The sequence below is a fragment of the Campylobacter concisus genome, from assembly GCF_902460895.1.
In the GTDB taxonomy this organism is placed as follows: Bacteria; Campylobacterota; Campylobacteria; order Campylobacterales; family Campylobacteraceae; genus Campylobacter_A; species Campylobacter_A concisus_BC.
On sequence record NZ_CABPVL010000002.1, the window covers coordinates 342,586 to 357,389 of the forward strand.

The following is a 14,804-nucleotide window of genomic DNA, read 5'->3' on the forward strand; positions in this document are numbered from 1 at the left end:
ATATAACTAAACTTTTCTAATGCCTATATTATAAGCTTTGCGTAAAAACAAATAAAATTTAAAGCAAAATAAAAAATTTAACTTCAACATAAAACCCAAAATTTCTAATTTTATTCAAGAATTTAAAAGATTTTTATACGTTTTAACGTATATTATAAATAATTTTTAGTATATTTAATACTTTATATTGATATTTATATACTATTTTACATTATTTATATAATATTTTAGGTATATTTAATGATAAATAACGTATAATTCTTCAATGATTGAAACAAGTGATATATTTAATTTGCTTCACAATGCAGTTGAAGCAAAAAATATCGGTAAGAAAATTTCACAAGCAAAAATGGCAGAGGATCTTGGCGTGCCTATGAGGACATATCAGGACTGGAGACTTGGAAACTCAAAGCCGCAAGCTGCTGCTGCTGTTTGCAAACTGCTATGTGAGCTTGACGATGATGAAATATTATTTGTTGTCAATAAGATGAGAAAATTGCTAGGAAAATAGATGGAAAATTTAACACAAAAAGAGAGAATCGACCTTGAGGGCGTTTTTGCAGTCATTTGCACTAAAAAAGAGTCAAAAATTTTAGTTACTTACAAGGATCTATGCTCGGCTGCAGCTTCAAAATTTCATGTAGTTAAAAACAAGATCAAAAAAGCAAGAGAAAAAAGAGCCAAAATTTAGTATTTTTGGCTTGAAATTTAGTTATTTCATAAATTTAGTAGCCAAAAAGGCTATTAAATAAATTTCATCCTACTTATTTATAGGGTTTTGCTTCGCTTATCTTAATAAGCATCTATCTTAGCTACCAAAATATCTATAAACGGTGGCTCCAGTAGCCTAACATAAATTTATCAAATTTAATGTCACTACACTATCTTCTCCGCTTCTTTATTGCGTATTCTTTTTACATTTCTTATCTATAAGTTTGGGGAGTTTTTCGCAAGATCAATGAGTAAAGACGGGCTAAATAGAATGGAATTTGAAATTTCTGAGCTTGCAAAGGCACTCGGTTTTAGCGTCATTAGTAAAGATAGAAATCCAGCTTGGAAACCTATAAATGATAAATTTGCAAATGATATTTTAGAAGAGCTTAAAATTTATAAGCCAGAAGCTAGGATAACAGCTGTGCATGCTGGACTTGAGTGTGGAGTGCTTTTGGAGAAAAAGGCAGGTCTTAGTGCATGTTCTATTGGACCAAACATCTACTCACCTCACTCTACAAGAGAGCACTGCGAAGTAGCTTCTGCACTTTTTATCGAAAAAGTCGTTCGCGGTATCGTTAAAAAATATAACTCTTAAAAAACAAAATTTGCTAGAAATTTCTAGCAAATTTTTCTATATCACCTTATCCTTGCTTTTACAAAGATCGTTTAATATGCACTCATGGCAAAGCGGTTTTTTAGCCTTGCAGGTGTAGCGCCCAAAAAGAACCATCGCTTGATGAAGCTTGCCAAGATCAGTTTTAAAGGCAAGAGTTAGATCCTCTTCAGTCGCTTCTGGCGTCTTTGCACTGCTTAAGCCAAGTCTATGCGATACTCTAAAAACATGCGTATCAACTGCCATTACGTTTGCATTTGTCGCCTCTAAAAGCACGACGTGAGCGGTCTTTTGCCCAACTCCAGCAAGGGCTTTTAGCTTCTCTTCATCAAGCGGAATTTCTCCGTTATAAAGCTCAACCACGCTGTTTGCCATCTTGATCAAATTTACGGCCTTATTGTTAAAAAAGCTGCATGAGTTTATCATCAGTTTTAGACTGGCTAAATTTGCGCTAGCTAACTCAAAAACATCTTTATATGCCTCAAATAGGGCAGGTGTGATCAAATTTACCCTTTTGTCTGTGCACTGAGCTGAGAGCATGACGCAGACAAGAAGTTCATATAAATTTCTAAACTGAAGCTCGCTTTTGGCGTCTTTAAACTCTTCTAAAAGCCTTTTTTTTATCTCTAAAATATCTTTTTTTGTTCTCATTTGGCTATTTTACCTAAAATTGCAAGTTAAACGAAAAGTTACCGCATTATTTGATATAATTTTGCCCATAAAATCAATTTTTTAAAGGATTTATATGAAAAAATTTTTGTTTCCAGCAGTTTTAAGTTTAGCTGCAGCTGTCACTCTAAACGCAGCAGTAGTTGCAACAGTTGATGGCGATGCTATAAACGATAGCGATATCTCAGCACTTTTATCAGCGGCTATGCCAGGTTTTGACGCTAGCAAGCTTCAACCAAATGAGAAAAAACGTATAATCGACGATCTAATCAACAGAAAACTTCTTTTAAAAGATGCAAAAGCGACAGGTATTGAAAAAGATGTTGATTACATCAAGGCTGTAAAAGCTGCACAAGAAGGCATCGCAGTTGAGCTTTATATGAGAAAACTATTTGACGGTATAAAAGTAAGCGATAGCGATTTAAGAGATTTTTATAACAAAAACAAAGCTAGCATGAACCAACCAGCTCAAGCAAGAGCAAGACATATCTTAGTTGAAGATGAAAAAACAGCAAACGACATCATTGCTCAACTTAAAAATTTAAAAGGCGAGGCTCTAACTAAGAAATTTGCAGAGCTAGCAAGCCAAAAATCAATCGACAAAGGCTCAGCAGCACACGGTGGCGAGCTTGGCTGGTTTGGTCAAAGCCAAATGGTAAAACCTTTTGCAGACGCAGCATTTTCAATGGCTAATGGCACAGTTTCAACTAAGCCAGTTAAAACTCAGTTTGGCTACCATGTTATCTTAAAAGAAGATGGTAAAGCTGCTGGCACTGTAAGCTTTGAACAAGCAAAACCAGAGATCGAGCAAGCTGTAAAAATGGAGAAATTCCAAGCTGCTGTTAGACAAAAAAGTGAAGCTCTACGCCAAAAAGCAAAGATAGAATACAAATAAAATTTGGAGGATAAAATGGGCGTTTTAGATATCGTAAAACCTGGTGTTTTAAGCGGAGATGATGTAACAAAACTTTATGCTTATGCCAAAGAGCAAGGTTTTGCAATACCTGCTGTAAATGTCGTAGGCAGCGACTCGGTAAATGCTGTTTTAGAAGCGGCAAAGGTTGCTAACTCGCCTGTTATCGTTCAGTTTAGTAATGGCGGTGCAGGTTTTTACGCTGGTAAAGCCTGCGAAAACGCAGCCGTTCTTGGTGCGATCGCTGGAGCAAAACATGTTCATCTGCTTGCCAAGGCTTACGGCGTGCCAGTCATTTTACACACTGACCACGCTGCTAGAAAGCTTTTGCCTTGGATAGATGAGCTAGTAAAAGCAAGTCATGAGTATAAAAAAACTCACGGCGTGCCACTTTTTAGCTCTCACATGCTTGATCTTAGTGAAGAGAATATCAACGAAAATTTAAGCACGTGCGAGAAGTATCTAAAAGAGCTTAGCGAGCTTGGTATCAGCCTAGAGATCGAGCTAGGCGTCACTGGCGGCGAAGAAGATGGCGTAGATAACACAAGCGTTGATAACGCACTTCTTTACACTCAGCCAGAGGACGTCGCGCTTGCTTATGAAAGACTAAGCAAGATAAGCGATAAATTTAGCATCGCAGCTAGTTTTGGCAACGTTCACGGCGTCTATAAACCGGGCAATGTCGTGCTAAGACCAGAAATTCTTAAAAACTCACAAGCCTATGTCGCTAAGAAATTTAACACAAAAAGCGACAAGCCAGTAAATTTTGTATTTCACGGCGGAAGTGGCAGCGAGCTAAAAGATATCAAAAATGCTGTAAGTTACGGCGTTATCAAGATGAACATTGATACCGATACTCAGTGGGCATTTTGGGACGGCGTGCGCGAGTATGAGGCCAAAAATAGGGCATACTTGCAAGGTCAGATCGGCAACCCAGAAGGCGATGACAAGCCAAATAAAAAATACTACGATCCAAGGAAATGGCTAAGAAGTGGCGAGGAGAGCATGGTTAAGCGTCTTCAGACTGCTTTTAGCGACTTAAACTGCCTAAATAGGAACTAATCCTATGCAAAATCAAAATGATTTTAGTGAGCTAAGCGTGCCAAAAGAGCGCCAAGCTCACTCTTTCTTTGTCTTTTTTAAAGTTATCTTTATCCCTTCAGCTATCTACATCTTGGCGATACTAGCGTATCTTGGCGTTATAAATTTTCAGATGAAGCTTCACACCATCGTGATGATGGGCGTTATACTCTTTGTCGCTTTTATATTTTCACGTCACAGCGCTTTGGTCGCTTACTCAAATTTCTTAGCAAATGCCAAAGATTACAAGATAAGGTTAAAAGAATTTATTATCGCTCATCTCTTTGAAATTTCAGGCGTCAAAAAGGCAAACGCTAAATTTGAAGATTTTTTCGAGAGCTATACAAGAAATTTTAGAAATGACAACCTAGCAAACATTGGCCAAGCAGTCTTTCCTATGCTTGGAATTTTGGGCACATTTATTAGCATCGCTATCTCCATGCCAAGCTTTAGCTCAAGCACTGCAAACGGACTTGAAAAAGAGATCGCTATACTGCTAAACGGCGTGGCTACGGCATTTTATGTATCGATTTACGGCATATTTTTAGCACTTTGGTGGATGTTTTTTGAAAAGATCGGCATTAGTAAATTTGAGAGATTTTACAGCGAGCAAAAAGAGCTAAGCCGTGAGTTTTTCTGGCAGGAAAATGAGCTAAATGCAAATTTCATGAAGGCAAGTGTGGGCTACTTTAAAGATAGTCACGACGCCTTTAAAATGGTGCTTGATGATAAATTTATAAAAGAGCTAAGCGAGCAGACAAATGAGAAATTTAACAGCCTAAAAGAGCTTTGCGAGGTTGAGAAAAATATCATCAATCAAAGCAAAGCCGAGCTTAGTGCAAGTTTAAAAATGCTAAATGAATCTGGGCTAAAACAAGATGAATTTGTAAAAATCCACTCCGATATATTAAAGGCAGTTGGCGCGTTTTCTAATGCCTTTAAAGATATGGAGGTTAAAATTTTAACCGAGCATGCAAAGCTTGGCGAAATTTTTAGCAGAAATTTAAATGCCACAAAAGAGAGCCAGCTTAAATTTGAGCAGACTATCAAGAGTTTTGATGCCATTTTAAAAGAATTTTCTCTCTCTTTGATAAAAGAGCAAAACGAGGCATTAAAGGCATTTAGAGCCTCGCTCGTGGAGAGTGCTACGATATTTAAGGCAGCTTATGAGCAAGAAGGCAGGAGCTTGGAGCGTGAAAAAGAGCGCGAGAGCCTCATTGCTGAGCTTAAAAAGAACATAGACGAGATCGATAAAGAAGCAAATTCTGTAATAGAAAAAATCGAAAATCTAGTGCAATGAAAATAGACAAAAATAACGAGGATCAATCGAGCTTTTGGGTTTCGTACGCAGACTTGATGGCGGGTCTGCTCTTTGTTTTTATGCTGCTAATCGGCGCTGTCGTCGTAAAATACGTCCTAACTCAAAACACCCTTGAAAATAAAGAGCAAGCTATCATCACAGCTTTAGCAAATTTAAAAGACGCCCAGGGTAAGAATTTCACCCTTGAAGAGCTAAATGACGCCCTAAAAAGCGAGCTTTCAAAGATAAGCGACGAAAACATAAATTTAAAAAAATCAAATGAAATTTTTGTCATCCAAATAGACGCCCTAAAAGAAAAACTAGCCCAGCTCATAGAGGAAAACAAGGACGCAAATGCGAGCATAAAAGAGCTAAATGCTAGCATTTTTGATCTAAACCAAAAGATGATCGTGCTAAATGATGAAATTTCATCAAAAGATAGAGCGCTAAGCGACGCAAATGCAAGTAGCGAGAAAAATTTAGCCAAGATCGCCTTTTTGCTCGAGCAAGTGAGCAAAAAAGAGGCTAGATATGATGAGCTTTTAAGGGATCTAAACGTCACTCGTGACAGGGTCAAAAACCTAACTGGCATAAGGGTTAAAGTGATCTCAGCTCTAAAAGATAGGCTAGGATCTAGCATCGAGATCGACCCAAACTCAGGCGCGCTAAAGCTTAGCTCGTCAGTGCTTTTTGATAAGGGAAGTGCCATCTTAAAAGAAGAGGTCAAAGAGGAGCTAAAGGCAACACTTAGTAAGTATTTTGACGTGCTTTTAAATGACAAGGAGATCGCCTCAAACATCGATCAGATCGTGATCGAGGGCTTTACGGATAGCGACGGAAGCTACATTTACAACCTAGAGCTCTCACAAAAAAGAGCCTACGCCGTGATGGAGTTTATAAACTCATTTAGTGACGATGCACGCCTTAGAAAGCTGCTTGTCGCAAGTGGCAGAAGCTACAACGAGCTAGTTTTCAAAGATGGAGCCGAGGACAAGGACGCTTCAAGGCGCATCGAGATCAAATTTTCACTCTCAAACAAAGAGGCTATCAACGAGATAGAGAAATTTTTGGAGTTTAAGGGTGATTGATAAAATTCGCTTAAGAGGGCGAGAATTTTGGCTTTTAAGAGATGACTTGCTAGGCGAGTTTAACGGCAATAAAGCAAGAAAGCTGGAGTATTTTTTAAAGGCCGATCTTAGCGGCATCAAAGCCATCGTATCTCATGGCTCAAACCAGTCAAATGCCATGTATAGCCTAAGTCTTTTTGCCAAACTAAAAGGGCTTAAATTTTACTACGTCGTCTCTCATCTAAGCTCAAATTTAGAGCAAAATCCAGTTGGAAATTTCAAATTTGCACTTGAAAATGGCATGGAAATTTTTGTGAAAGAGGAGCGTGAGAAATTTGCCAAAGAGCTAGCAAAGAGCGAAAATGCGCTCTTTATAAACGAGGGCGTGGCGCAGAGTGAGGCTGAGCTTGGCTTTATCACGCAAGCAAATGAGATAAACGAGTGGAGCAAAAAAAGTGGCATAAGGCCTGACATTTTTTTGCCCTCAGGTACAGGCACAAGCGCATGCTACCTAGCAAAACACACCGATCTTAGGGTCTTTACAGCCCCTTGCGTAGGGGATGGCGACTATCTAAAAAAGCAAATTTACGAGCTAGATAAAAACAGCAAAGTGCAAATTTTAAATCCCCCAAAGAAGTATCATTTTGGAAATTTATACCCTGAGCTTTATGAAATTTGGCTTGAGGTTTGTAAAAGTGGCGTAGAATTTGAGCTTATTTACGACCCAGTGGGCTTTATGACGCTTTTTGCAAATTTAGATAAGCTTGGGAGCGAAATTTTATATATCCACCAGGGCGGAATTTTAGGTAATATTACACAAAAGCAAAGATATGAGAGAAAACTAAAAATAAAGGATCATAAATGAAATTTTTACACAGCAGCGACGCTGACTTTGAGAGTAGATTTTCGCAGCTTGTTAGACGAAGCGACAATGACATGAGTGCCGTTATGCCAGTTGTTACAGGCATCATAGACGAGATAAGAAAAGATGGTGATAGCGCGCTTTTTGCACAGATAAGCAAATTTGATAAATTTAATGTCACAAGCAAAAACGACATAATAATCGACGTAAAAGAGATGGAGGCGGCCTACAACTCGCTAGATAATGCCCTAAGAGTGGCTCTAAATTTAGCCCACGATAGGATAAAAAGCTATCACGAGCGCACAAAGCCAAGCGACTGGACATATAAGGACGAGCACGATATCTTGCTTGGCGCAAAATACACTCCGGTTGATCGCGCTGGTCTTTATATCCCAGGCGGCAAGGCGGCATATCCTAGCTCACTTCTTATGAATGCTATCCCAGCGATCGTTGCAGGCGTAAGAGAGATCGTAGTTTGCACCCCAGCGCCAAATGGCAAGGTAAATCCTCTACTCCTTGCAGCGATGCATCTTTGTGGCATCAAAACAGCCTTTAAAATAGGCGGCGCAAGTGCGATCGCAGCGATGGCGTATGGCACAGCGACCGTGCCAAAGGTCGATGTCATCACAGGACCTGGCAATATCTACGTAGCGACTGCTAAAAAGCTAGTTTATGGCGACGTGAATATCGATATGATCGCAGGCCCAAGCGAGATAGGCGTGATCGCTGATGATAGCGCGGACCCTCGTCACATAGCGATCGATCTACTCTCACAAGCCGAGCACGACGAGATCGCGAGTGCCTTTTTGATAACGCCAGTGGAGGCCTTTGCAAGAGCAGTGCAAAGACATATAGAGGACGAGCTAAAAACTCTAAAACGCGAACCAATCGCTAGTGCTAGCATGAGAAACAAAGCCGCTATCATCGTCGCAAAAGACTTGCAGGAGTGCTTTAAACTGATGAACGAGCTTGCAGTGGAGCACCTAGAGATCGCTACAAACGATGCTTTGAGCTATATGGACGAGGTAAAACACGCTGGAGCTATATTTTTTGGACACTTCACGCCTGAAGCGATGGGCGACTATTTAGCTGGACCAAACCACACCTTGCCAACTGGCGGAAGTGCGAGATTTTACTCACCACTTGGAGTTGAAAATTTCATGAAGCGAAGCTCTATCATCTCAGTTAGCAGAAAAGGCATCATGCACCTTGGCAAACCATGCATGCAGCTAGCCGAAGCCGAAGGACTAACGGCTCATAAAAGATCAATTGCTGTGAGATTAGAAGACTAAAAAGGGCAAAGAATTTAGGAAAAATGGCTTTTTTCTAAATTCTTTTTATAATATTTTTTGCTTTAAGAAATATTTTTGCAACTTTTTATGAAATTTATAGTAAAATCCATCACGAAACTACTAAAAAAGGAGTTGATATGAAGTTAGGAACTTATACTGCAAACCAGGCTTCAGGAAACTATTATTTAGATCAAGCTAAAAATAGCGAGAAAAAGGCGCTAAACGCCATTTCTGCAAATAGCGAGATCAAAGCATCAGGTGCAAATTTGCAAATCGCAGAGAGCTTACTTTCGCAAACAAATGTCCTAAACGAGGGCATGGCAAATGCAAACGATATGATCGGTATGCTCCAGATCGCTGACTCAACGCTTTTAAATTTAAGCGAGAGCGCTGATAAGATCGGTGAGCTATCAAGCAAGCTTTCAAACCCAGCTCTTTCGGCTAATGAGCAAAAGGGTATAAAAGGTGAGATAAATGCGCTAAAAAATGCGATGAGTGACAGCGTAAAAGAGGCCAAATTTAACGGTAAAAACGTTTTTGACGCCGAGCTTGGCTTTTTCACAGGCGAGGGCACAAAAAATATAAATTTAAGCACAAATGCTCTTTTAAATGTTAAAGAGGATGGCTCAAATTCTGGCGATATTTTGAAAAATATAAATTCACTTCGCTCTGAGATCGGCTCGACACAAAACGCTGTATTTAGAGGTATGAACGCTCTAGCTGCTAGAAGCGTAGCAAATGCTAATAGCGTAGAAAACCTTGATAGTAGCGACATCGCAAAGAGCTTGGAAGAAAATTTACAAGCAAATTTAAAGCTACATGCTGCCTCTTTAGCTAAAGCTCACGATACTACGAGCTTGGCTGCAAAACTAGATAAACTTCTAGGCGAATAAATTTTTACCGGTCTTTGGCCGGTAAAACTCTCTTTTTTTGCTTTTTATTTCTATTTTTTAAGTTATGAAATATATTTATAAATTAAAATTTGATCTTTATTGGGTTAATTTAGTTGGCAAACGTACCTGCAAAAGAGCAAATTAGATTAATTGTGTTTTATGATATTTTTGAGCTAATTCTTTGGTTATAAATTCTCAAAAAGAGAAAAGCAAATGTTACAAATTTGATCTAAGAATTTATAAAATTTCTTAATGGCTTTTTGACATCTTTGTTGCAAAAGTAAAAAAGTAGATTAAAAGTATAAAATTTAAGCTTGGGGTAGTGGATCTCGCCCAAAAGGGCAGGGCTTGTTAGCCCTCGATGTAGTTTTTGAGTTTTCTACCAACTTTTGGGTGTTTTAGTTTTTTAATAGCCGAGCTTTCTATCTGGCGGACGCGCTCACGAGTGACGTTTAGTGCCTTGCCGATCTCTTCAAGTGTGCGGTCGCTCTCGTCTTCAAGCAAGCCAAATCTCATCGAAATAACTGCCTTTTCACGCTCATTTAGCTGTGAAAGCACATCGTCGATCTGCTCTCTAAGGTCACTTTTTAAAATTTGATCTATCGGTGATAGCGAAGTTTTGTCTTCAACAAAATCTCCAAATTTACCGTCCTCTTCGTTTGCGATAGGAGCTTCAAGGCTAATAGGCTCTTTTGTAATCTTGATCACCTGTTTTACCTTATCAACGCTTAGTCCGACCTCTTTTGCGATGACGCTTACGTCAGGCTCTTTTCCCTCTTCTTGGAGGTATTTGCGGTTGATTTTGTTGATACGATTAATCGTCTCTATCATGTGGATAGGTATCCTAATCGTCCTTGCCTGATCGGCGATCGCGCGCGAGATAGCCTGGCGGATCCACCATGTGGCGTAGGTTGAAAATTTATATCCTTTTCTATATTCAAATTTATCAACCGCTTTCATAAGACCGATGTTGCCCTCTTGGATGAGATCTAAAAACGGCAAGCCCCTGTTTGTGTAGCGTTTTGCGATACTTACGACAAGACGGAGGTTTGACTTAGCCATTCTAGCTTTTGCTTCGTCTGAAATTTTCTTTCCACGTTTGATCTGCTCCAAAATTTCTTTTAGTCTTGCTGGCTCAAGGTCAAAGCCTTGTTTGCTCGCCTCTTTTGTCGTAAAAAGCTTTTTGATCTCGACGTAGGTCGATACCATCGTAGCCTCTGGCACGCGAGCTGCGATCTCTTCTTTGCTAAGCTTGATGATATCTTTTAAGATGCTTTTGTGATTTTTCTTTAGCTCGTCGCTAAACATCGGTAAGCGATACTCCAAGCGTTTTAGCTCTCTGTCAAATTCATCATCGCTTTTTAGTGCTGTCTCCATTGATTTTACGATCTCGCTGATTAGCTTACTTGTTGGACCAAGATCCATCAGCTTCTCTTTTAAAATTTTCTTTTTAAACGCAAGCGTCATCTTTGAAGCTGTGTCGTCGCTTTCTACCTTATCTTGCTTGTTTGCGGTCTTTAGCCACTCTTTTTTAGCCTTTTCAAGGGCTTTAAAGCTCTCTATAACTTTTTCAGCACGCTTGTCGTTTTTGGCTGATTTTTTAGGAGTTTCGTTCTCTTCGTTCTCCTCATCTTCTTCGTCTATATCCTCTTCGCCATCTTCGTTTTCGTTTTCACTCTCGTCTTCAAAGCTTTTAAAAAGCTCTTTTACGCGGCGTTCTCTGTTGATGAGCGGCTCTTTGTAATCAAGTATGAAATCGATCAAAAACGGTACCGAGCAAAATGCATCGATTATGATATCTTCGCCAAGCTCGATCCTCTTGCTGATCTCCACCTCTTCTTCTTTTGTAAGAAGCGCGATCTGACCCATCTCTCTTAGATACATCCTTACTGGACTATCTGATCTTGACCACTCTAAAAGGTCGCTCTCGCCTGAAAGATCGAGATCCTCGTCGATATCTTGATCACTTTTTTGAGCATTTTCTTGACGTTTTTTAGCGTCAGCTAAATTTCTAAGCTTTGCAGCTTCAGCAGATGTGATGAGCTGAACTTTGTTTGTTTTTGCTAGTTGTTCTATCTTTTTTACTATCGTAGCCGTCGGAGCTTTGTCTAATAATTTTACTAATTTTTCGTATGTCAAAAAGCCTTTTGCATTTTCAACAAAAAGCTCTTCTATCTGAGAAAAAGAGTCTTTTGCGGCGCTCATAAATTTCCTTTCAAATCGTATTATTGTGATTTAAGTATTGGTTAAAAGAAAGTGGATTATACCCAAAAATTTTTAAATGTCTATAAAAAGAAAGTTGGAACAATGATTGCTTAGTAGCTATAAAAATCAAATTTTGATTAGGAAAATTTATGCAAAATGGTTATTATCAAGCCACTGCTGGCATGGTAACGCAGTTTAATAGACTAAATGTCATCTCAAACAACCTTGCAAATGTAAATACGATCGGCTACAAGCGAAACGACGTAGTCATCGGCTACAAGCGAAACGACGTAGTCATCGGCGACTTTGCGAGAATTTTTAAAGAGACGCAAGATGAGCTCCCGCTTAAAAATCACACAAAAGACGGAGCTAAATTTCTAAATAGAACACTTGATCGTGTGCCACAAGTGAGCGAAGAATACACCGACTTTAGCGCTGGTGGCTTTAAATACAGCTCAAATACGCTTGACTTTGCGATAAAAAGAGACGATGCTTTTTTCTTAGTCGATACTCCAAATGGCGTAAAACTAAGCAAAAATGGCTCTTTTAGTCTTGACGGCGACGGATATATCGTCACAAAAGAGGGTTATAGGGTGCTGCCAAGTGGCTATGAAGCGCAAAATCCTGGTCAAAGAGGCATTCAAGTGCCACAAGGCGAGGTCTTAACCTCTGATAAAAATGGAAATTTATATTCAAATAACAATCAATTTTCTAAATTTTACATCGCTCAGCCAAGAGAGATAAGGGATCTAAAAAAGGTCGGCGACAATCTCTTTGAGAGTAGAAATTTTGACGACATAACCGAGCTTGACGAGGCTGACAGCGTGATGCAAGGCTACGCTCAGATGTCAAATGTAAATCCAGTCTTAGAAATGGTGGGTCTAATAGAAACCCAGCGCTTAGTTGATATGTATCAAAAGGTTATGACAAGCCACATGACTGACCTTAACCAAGATGCTGTTCAAAAACTAGCCCTAAAAGCTTAATAAAAGGATAAAACTATGATGAGATCACTTTACACTGCGGCCACTGGCATGATCGCCGAGCAGACGCAGATAGACGTAACCTCACACAACATCGCAAACGTAAATACCTATGGATATAAGAAAAATAGAGCTGAATTTGCTGACCTTATGTATCAAGTCATGGAGTACGCAGGCACGGCTACTAGCCAAACTACCACAAGCCCGACAGGCATCGAAGTAGGCCTTGGTGTGCGCCCAACAGCGATAAATAAAATTTTCTCTCAGGGCTATTTTAAAGAGACTAGCAACAACCTAGATATGGTAATAGCTGGCAACGGTTTTTTTCAAATTCAACTCCCTGATGGCACGACAGCTTACACTAGAAATGGTGCATTTAAGCTTGACGCAAACGGCACGATCGTAAATAGCGACGGCTACCAGCTCATCCCTCAGATCACTGTCCCTGCAAATGCGACGCAAATTTCAATAGGCACAGACGGTACCGTCTCAGTGCTTCAAGCTGGCGAAACCGACATGGCTCAGATAGGTCAGATCGAGCTAGCAAATTTCATAAACCCAGCCGGTCTTCACTCGATGGGCGATAACAACTACCTTCAAACAAGCGCTAGCGGCGACGTGGTGGTAGGTGTAGCAGGCCTTGACGGACTTGGCACCATTAGACAAGGCTTTGTCGAGATGAGTAACGTGCAGCTTGTTGAAGAGATGACTGATCTCATCACTGGTCAGCGCGCATACGAGGCGAACTCAAAGGCGATAACTACGAGTGACTCGATGTTAGAGATAGTAAATGGACTTAAAAGGTAGGTGATATGGACGCGACTTTGGCTATTGTTGGACTTATACTTGTTGCTTTTACGCTTGATGTTTTTTACTTTTCAGATAGGACCCCAAAGGGCAAGGGTCCAAAAAGTCAGGTGCATTAAATTTATAATGCATTGTAAATTTGGCAGTCTTCGTCGTTGCCTAGCTCGCAGGACTTGCCAAAGTATTTTTTGGCTAAATTTTTATTAGCCTCAGCGCCTTCTGCTTCATAGTAAATGACCCCAAGGTTATGACAACCATCCCCAAAGCCCATTTCGCAAGCTTTTATAAAGAGTTTGCTAGCTCTTTTTTGATCTTTTTCTACATATTTTCCACTATGAAGCATCATGCCAAGGCTATTGCAGCCAGCAGGAGCGTCTAGTTCGCAGCTCTTTTCAAAGAGCTCTTTTGCCTTTTTGGCGTCTTGCTTTACGCCATTTCCGTCATAGTATAAAAGCGCAAGACCGTAGTATCCGTCGCCATCTTTTAGCTCGCATGCCCTTAAAAAGAGCTCTTTTGACTTTTTATAGTTTTTATCTAGCGTATAGACAAAGCCGAGCCTTGCGCAGCCAAAGCCATCTTTTAGCTCGCAGCCCTTTTGGTAAAATTTGGCTGCATTTTTGTTATTTACATCTTTTATGTAGTCCATGTCATAAAGCACGCCCATGCTACTGCAAGCGCCTGCGTGTTTTAGCTCGCAAGCTTTTTTGTAAAACTCGCCCGCTTTTTGGTAGTTTTTGCTCTCTTGATAGATAGAGCCAAGCTCGTAGCAGCTTGTGGCGTCAGCCTTTTCGCACTTTGTCTCAAGCACTTTTTGGTCTAAATTTACACTCCACAAAAGAGCTGTAGAAGATAAAAGTAAAACGATCTTTTTCATTGCCTGCCTTTTTAAAAATTTAAATAAGTTTAGATAAAAAGGTCTAAATTTATAGTAAATATATTCTCATTATCGTTTAGGATGTGAAATTTAATACCCAAGCTTATCTAATAAATTTCTCATATCACAGCCCTTTTTAAAACCTAGCTCGCATGATCTTTGAAAGTAGCTTTTGGCAGTCGTTTTATCCTCTTTTTTGCCGTTATCTAAAAGCGCGTAGTTTAAAAATCTTGCATATCTATTTAATATGATAGTTTGATTAAGCTCGCTACCCACGTCGTTGTAGCCATTTAGATAGATGAGCGCAGCGCTGTAGCAACCCTCTTTCATATCATTTTCGCAAGCTAGTAAAAATATCTCTTTTAGCTTTTTGAAATCTTTATCATTGCTTGAAGAGTTATAAATTTTTGTAGCAGCCTTGTAACAGCTCGTTAAATTTGCTCTTATATCGCCCTCGCTTTGACACATCTCGTCTAAATTTTCTGCATTTAGAAGCAAAAAGAGAGATAAAAACAAAATTAGCTTTTTCATA

At 39.6% G+C, this 14,804-nt stretch carries 16 protein-coding genes; 12 read left to right on the forward strand and 4 right to left on the reverse strand.

The annotated features are described in order from the left end of the window. The first annotated feature begins 265 nt into the window (after positions 1-265). The 3 genes from F3G98_RS02895 to F3G98_RS02905 all read left to right on the forward strand — a co-directional run bounded on the left by F3G98_RS02895 (position 266) and on the right by F3G98_RS02905 (position 1,309). Positions 266-511, forward strand: coding sequence for a helix-turn-helix domain-containing protein (locus F3G98_RS02895; protein ID WP_009294123.1), 246 nt, complete (start codon positions 266-268; stop codon positions 509-511). After that, positions 512-691 (forward strand): hypothetical protein, encoded by a 180-nt coding sequence (locus F3G98_RS02900; RefSeq protein ID WP_149725709.1) that lies wholly within the window; start codon positions 512-514, stop codon positions 689-691. A gap of 267 nt (positions 692-958) precedes the next feature. After that, entirely contained in the window at positions 959-1,309 is a 351-nt protein-coding gene (locus tag F3G98_RS02905; RefSeq protein ID WP_223231300.1) for a zinc-binding metallopeptidase family protein, read from the forward strand. A gap of 36 nt (positions 1,310-1,345) precedes the next feature. Here the strand turns inward: F3G98_RS02905 and nth are convergent, their stop codons facing one another. Continuing rightward, positions 1,346-1,978 carry an endonuclease III gene (gene nth / locus F3G98_RS02910; RefSeq protein WP_149725710.1) on the reverse strand — a complete coding sequence of 211 codons (633 nt, stop codon included), beginning with the start codon at positions 1,976-1,978 and terminating at the stop codon, positions 1,346-1,348. 94 nt (positions 1,979-2,072) lie between these two features. On the opposite strand from nth, the gene F3G98_RS02915 reads away from it, so the two are divergent. The 7 genes from F3G98_RS02915 (at position 2,073) to F3G98_RS02945 (ending at position 9,403) form a co-directional block, all read left to right on the forward strand. Continuing rightward, a complete protein-coding gene (locus F3G98_RS02915; protein WP_009294116.1) occupies positions 2,073-2,891 on the forward strand; it encodes a peptidylprolyl isomerase in 819 nt (272 codons plus the stop codon). 15 nt (positions 2,892-2,906) lie between these two features. Beyond that, on the forward strand, positions 2,907-3,971 hold the full coding sequence (gene fbaA / locus F3G98_RS02920) for a class II fructose-bisphosphate aldolase (RefSeq protein ID WP_009294115.1): 1,065 nt from the start codon (positions 2,907-2,909) through the stop codon (positions 3,969-3,971). A gap of 4 nt (positions 3,972-3,975) precedes the next feature. Further along, a complete protein-coding gene (locus F3G98_RS02925; protein WP_149725711.1) occupies positions 3,976-5,289 on the forward strand; it encodes a MotA/TolQ/ExbB proton channel family protein in 1,314 nt (437 codons plus the stop codon). Further along, positions 5,286-6,377, forward strand: coding sequence for an OmpA family protein (locus tag F3G98_RS02930; protein WP_149725712.1), 1,092 nt, complete (start codon positions 5,286-5,288; stop codon positions 6,375-6,377). Before F3G98_RS02925 ends, F3G98_RS02930 begins: the two co-directional genes overlap by 4 nt. Further along, positions 6,370-7,221 carry a pyridoxal-phosphate dependent enzyme gene (locus F3G98_RS02935; protein WP_103607638.1) on the forward strand — a complete coding sequence of 284 codons (852 nt, stop codon included), beginning with the start codon at positions 6,370-6,372 and terminating at the stop codon, positions 7,219-7,221. The genes F3G98_RS02930 and F3G98_RS02935 overlap by 8 nt, the downstream gene beginning before the upstream one ends. Further along, positions 7,218-8,510 (forward strand): histidinol dehydrogenase, encoded by a 1,293-nt coding sequence (gene hisD, locus F3G98_RS02940; protein ID WP_103607639.1) that lies wholly within the window; start codon positions 7,218-7,220, stop codon positions 8,508-8,510. Before F3G98_RS02935 ends, hisD begins: the two co-directional genes overlap by 4 nt. Positions 8,511-8,647: 137 nt before the next feature. Continuing rightward, positions 8,648-9,403 carry a flagellin gene (locus F3G98_RS02945; RefSeq protein ID WP_188116962.1) on the forward strand — a complete coding sequence of 252 codons (756 nt, stop codon included), beginning with the start codon at positions 8,648-8,650 and terminating at the stop codon, positions 9,401-9,403. A gap of 351 nt (positions 9,404-9,754) precedes the next feature. Here the strand turns inward: F3G98_RS02945 and rpoD are convergent, their stop codons facing one another. Continuing rightward, entirely contained in the window at positions 9,755-11,608 is a 1,854-nt protein-coding gene (gene rpoD / locus F3G98_RS02950) for an RNA polymerase sigma factor RpoD (protein ID WP_021092252.1), read from the reverse strand. A gap of 149 nt (positions 11,609-11,757) precedes the next feature. Between rpoD and F3G98_RS02955 the strand changes: the two genes are divergently transcribed. Continuing rightward, the gene (locus F3G98_RS02955; protein WP_149725714.1) at positions 11,758-12,594 is read left to right on the forward strand and encodes a flagellar hook-basal body protein; all 837 of its coding nucleotides are present in this window, start codon (positions 11,758-11,760) and stop codon (positions 12,592-12,594) included. Between the two features lie 15 nt (positions 12,595-12,609). Beyond that, a complete protein-coding gene (gene flgG, locus F3G98_RS02960) occupies positions 12,610-13,398 on the forward strand; it encodes a flagellar basal-body rod protein FlgG (protein ID WP_002942100.1) in 789 nt (262 codons plus the stop codon). Between the two features lie 121 nt (positions 13,399-13,519). Here the strand turns inward: flgG and F3G98_RS02970 are convergent, their stop codons facing one another. Further along, positions 13,520-14,272 (reverse strand): tetratricopeptide repeat protein, encoded by a 753-nt coding sequence (locus tag F3G98_RS02970; protein WP_149725715.1) that lies wholly within the window; start codon positions 14,270-14,272, stop codon positions 13,520-13,522. Between the two features lie 90 nt (positions 14,273-14,362). Next, positions 14,363-14,803 (reverse strand): sel1 repeat family protein, encoded by a 441-nt coding sequence (locus F3G98_RS02975; RefSeq protein ID WP_149725716.1) that lies wholly within the window; start codon positions 14,801-14,803, stop codon positions 14,363-14,365. Position 14,804 lies beyond the last annotated feature (1 nt).

What these genes read in the sequence shown, in the direction of transcription:
- F3G98_RS02905 (WP_223231300.1), top strand. Translation starts at nt 959, where the DNA reads ATGAGTAAAGACGGGCTAAATAGAATGGAATTTGAAATTTCTGAGCTT.
- F3G98_RS02915 (WP_009294116.1), top strand. Translation starts at nt 2,073, where the DNA reads ATGAAAAAATTTTTGTTTCCAGCAGTTTTAAGTTTAGCTGCAGCTGTC.
- fbaA (WP_009294115.1), top strand. Translation starts at nt 2,907, where the DNA reads ATGGGCGTTTTAGATATCGTAAAACCTGGTGTTTTAAGCGGAGATGAT.
- F3G98_RS02895 (WP_009294123.1), top strand. Translation starts at nt 266, where the DNA reads ATGATTGAAACAAGTGATATATTTAATTTGCTTCACAATGCAGTTGAA.
- nth (WP_149725710.1), bottom strand. Translation starts at nt 1,978, where the DNA reads ATGAGAACAAAAAAAGATATTTTAGAGATAAAAAAAAGGCTTTTAGAA.
- F3G98_RS02930 (WP_149725712.1), top strand. Translation starts at nt 5,286, where the DNA reads ATGAAAATAGACAAAAATAACGAGGATCAATCGAGCTTTTGGGTTTCG.
- F3G98_RS02925 (WP_149725711.1), top strand. Translation starts at nt 3,976, where the DNA reads ATGCAAAATCAAAATGATTTTAGTGAGCTAAGCGTGCCAAAAGAGCGC.
- F3G98_RS02900 (WP_149725709.1), top strand. Translation starts at nt 512, where the DNA reads ATGGAAAATTTAACACAAAAAGAGAGAATCGACCTTGAGGGCGTTTTT.
- F3G98_RS02975 (WP_149725716.1), bottom strand. Translation starts at nt 14,803, where the DNA reads ATGAAAAAGCTAATTTTGTTTTTATCTCTCTTTTTGCTTCTAAATGCA.
- F3G98_RS02955 (WP_149725714.1), top strand. Translation starts at nt 11,758, where the DNA reads ATGCAAAATGGTTATTATCAAGCCACTGCTGGCATGGTAACGCAGTTT.
- flgG (WP_002942100.1), top strand. Translation starts at nt 12,610, where the DNA reads ATGATGAGATCACTTTACACTGCGGCCACTGGCATGATCGCCGAGCAG.
- rpoD (WP_021092252.1), bottom strand. Translation starts at nt 11,608, where the DNA reads ATGAGCGCCGCAAAAGACTCTTTTTCTCAGATAGAAGAGCTTTTTGTT.
- hisD (WP_103607639.1), top strand. Translation starts at nt 7,218, where the DNA reads ATGAAATTTTTACACAGCAGCGACGCTGACTTTGAGAGTAGATTTTCG.
- F3G98_RS02945 (WP_188116962.1), top strand. Translation starts at nt 8,648, where the DNA reads ATGAAGTTAGGAACTTATACTGCAAACCAGGCTTCAGGAAACTATTAT.
- F3G98_RS02970 (WP_149725715.1), bottom strand. Translation starts at nt 14,272, where the DNA reads ATGAAAAAGATCGTTTTACTTTTATCTTCTACAGCTCTTTTGTGGAGT.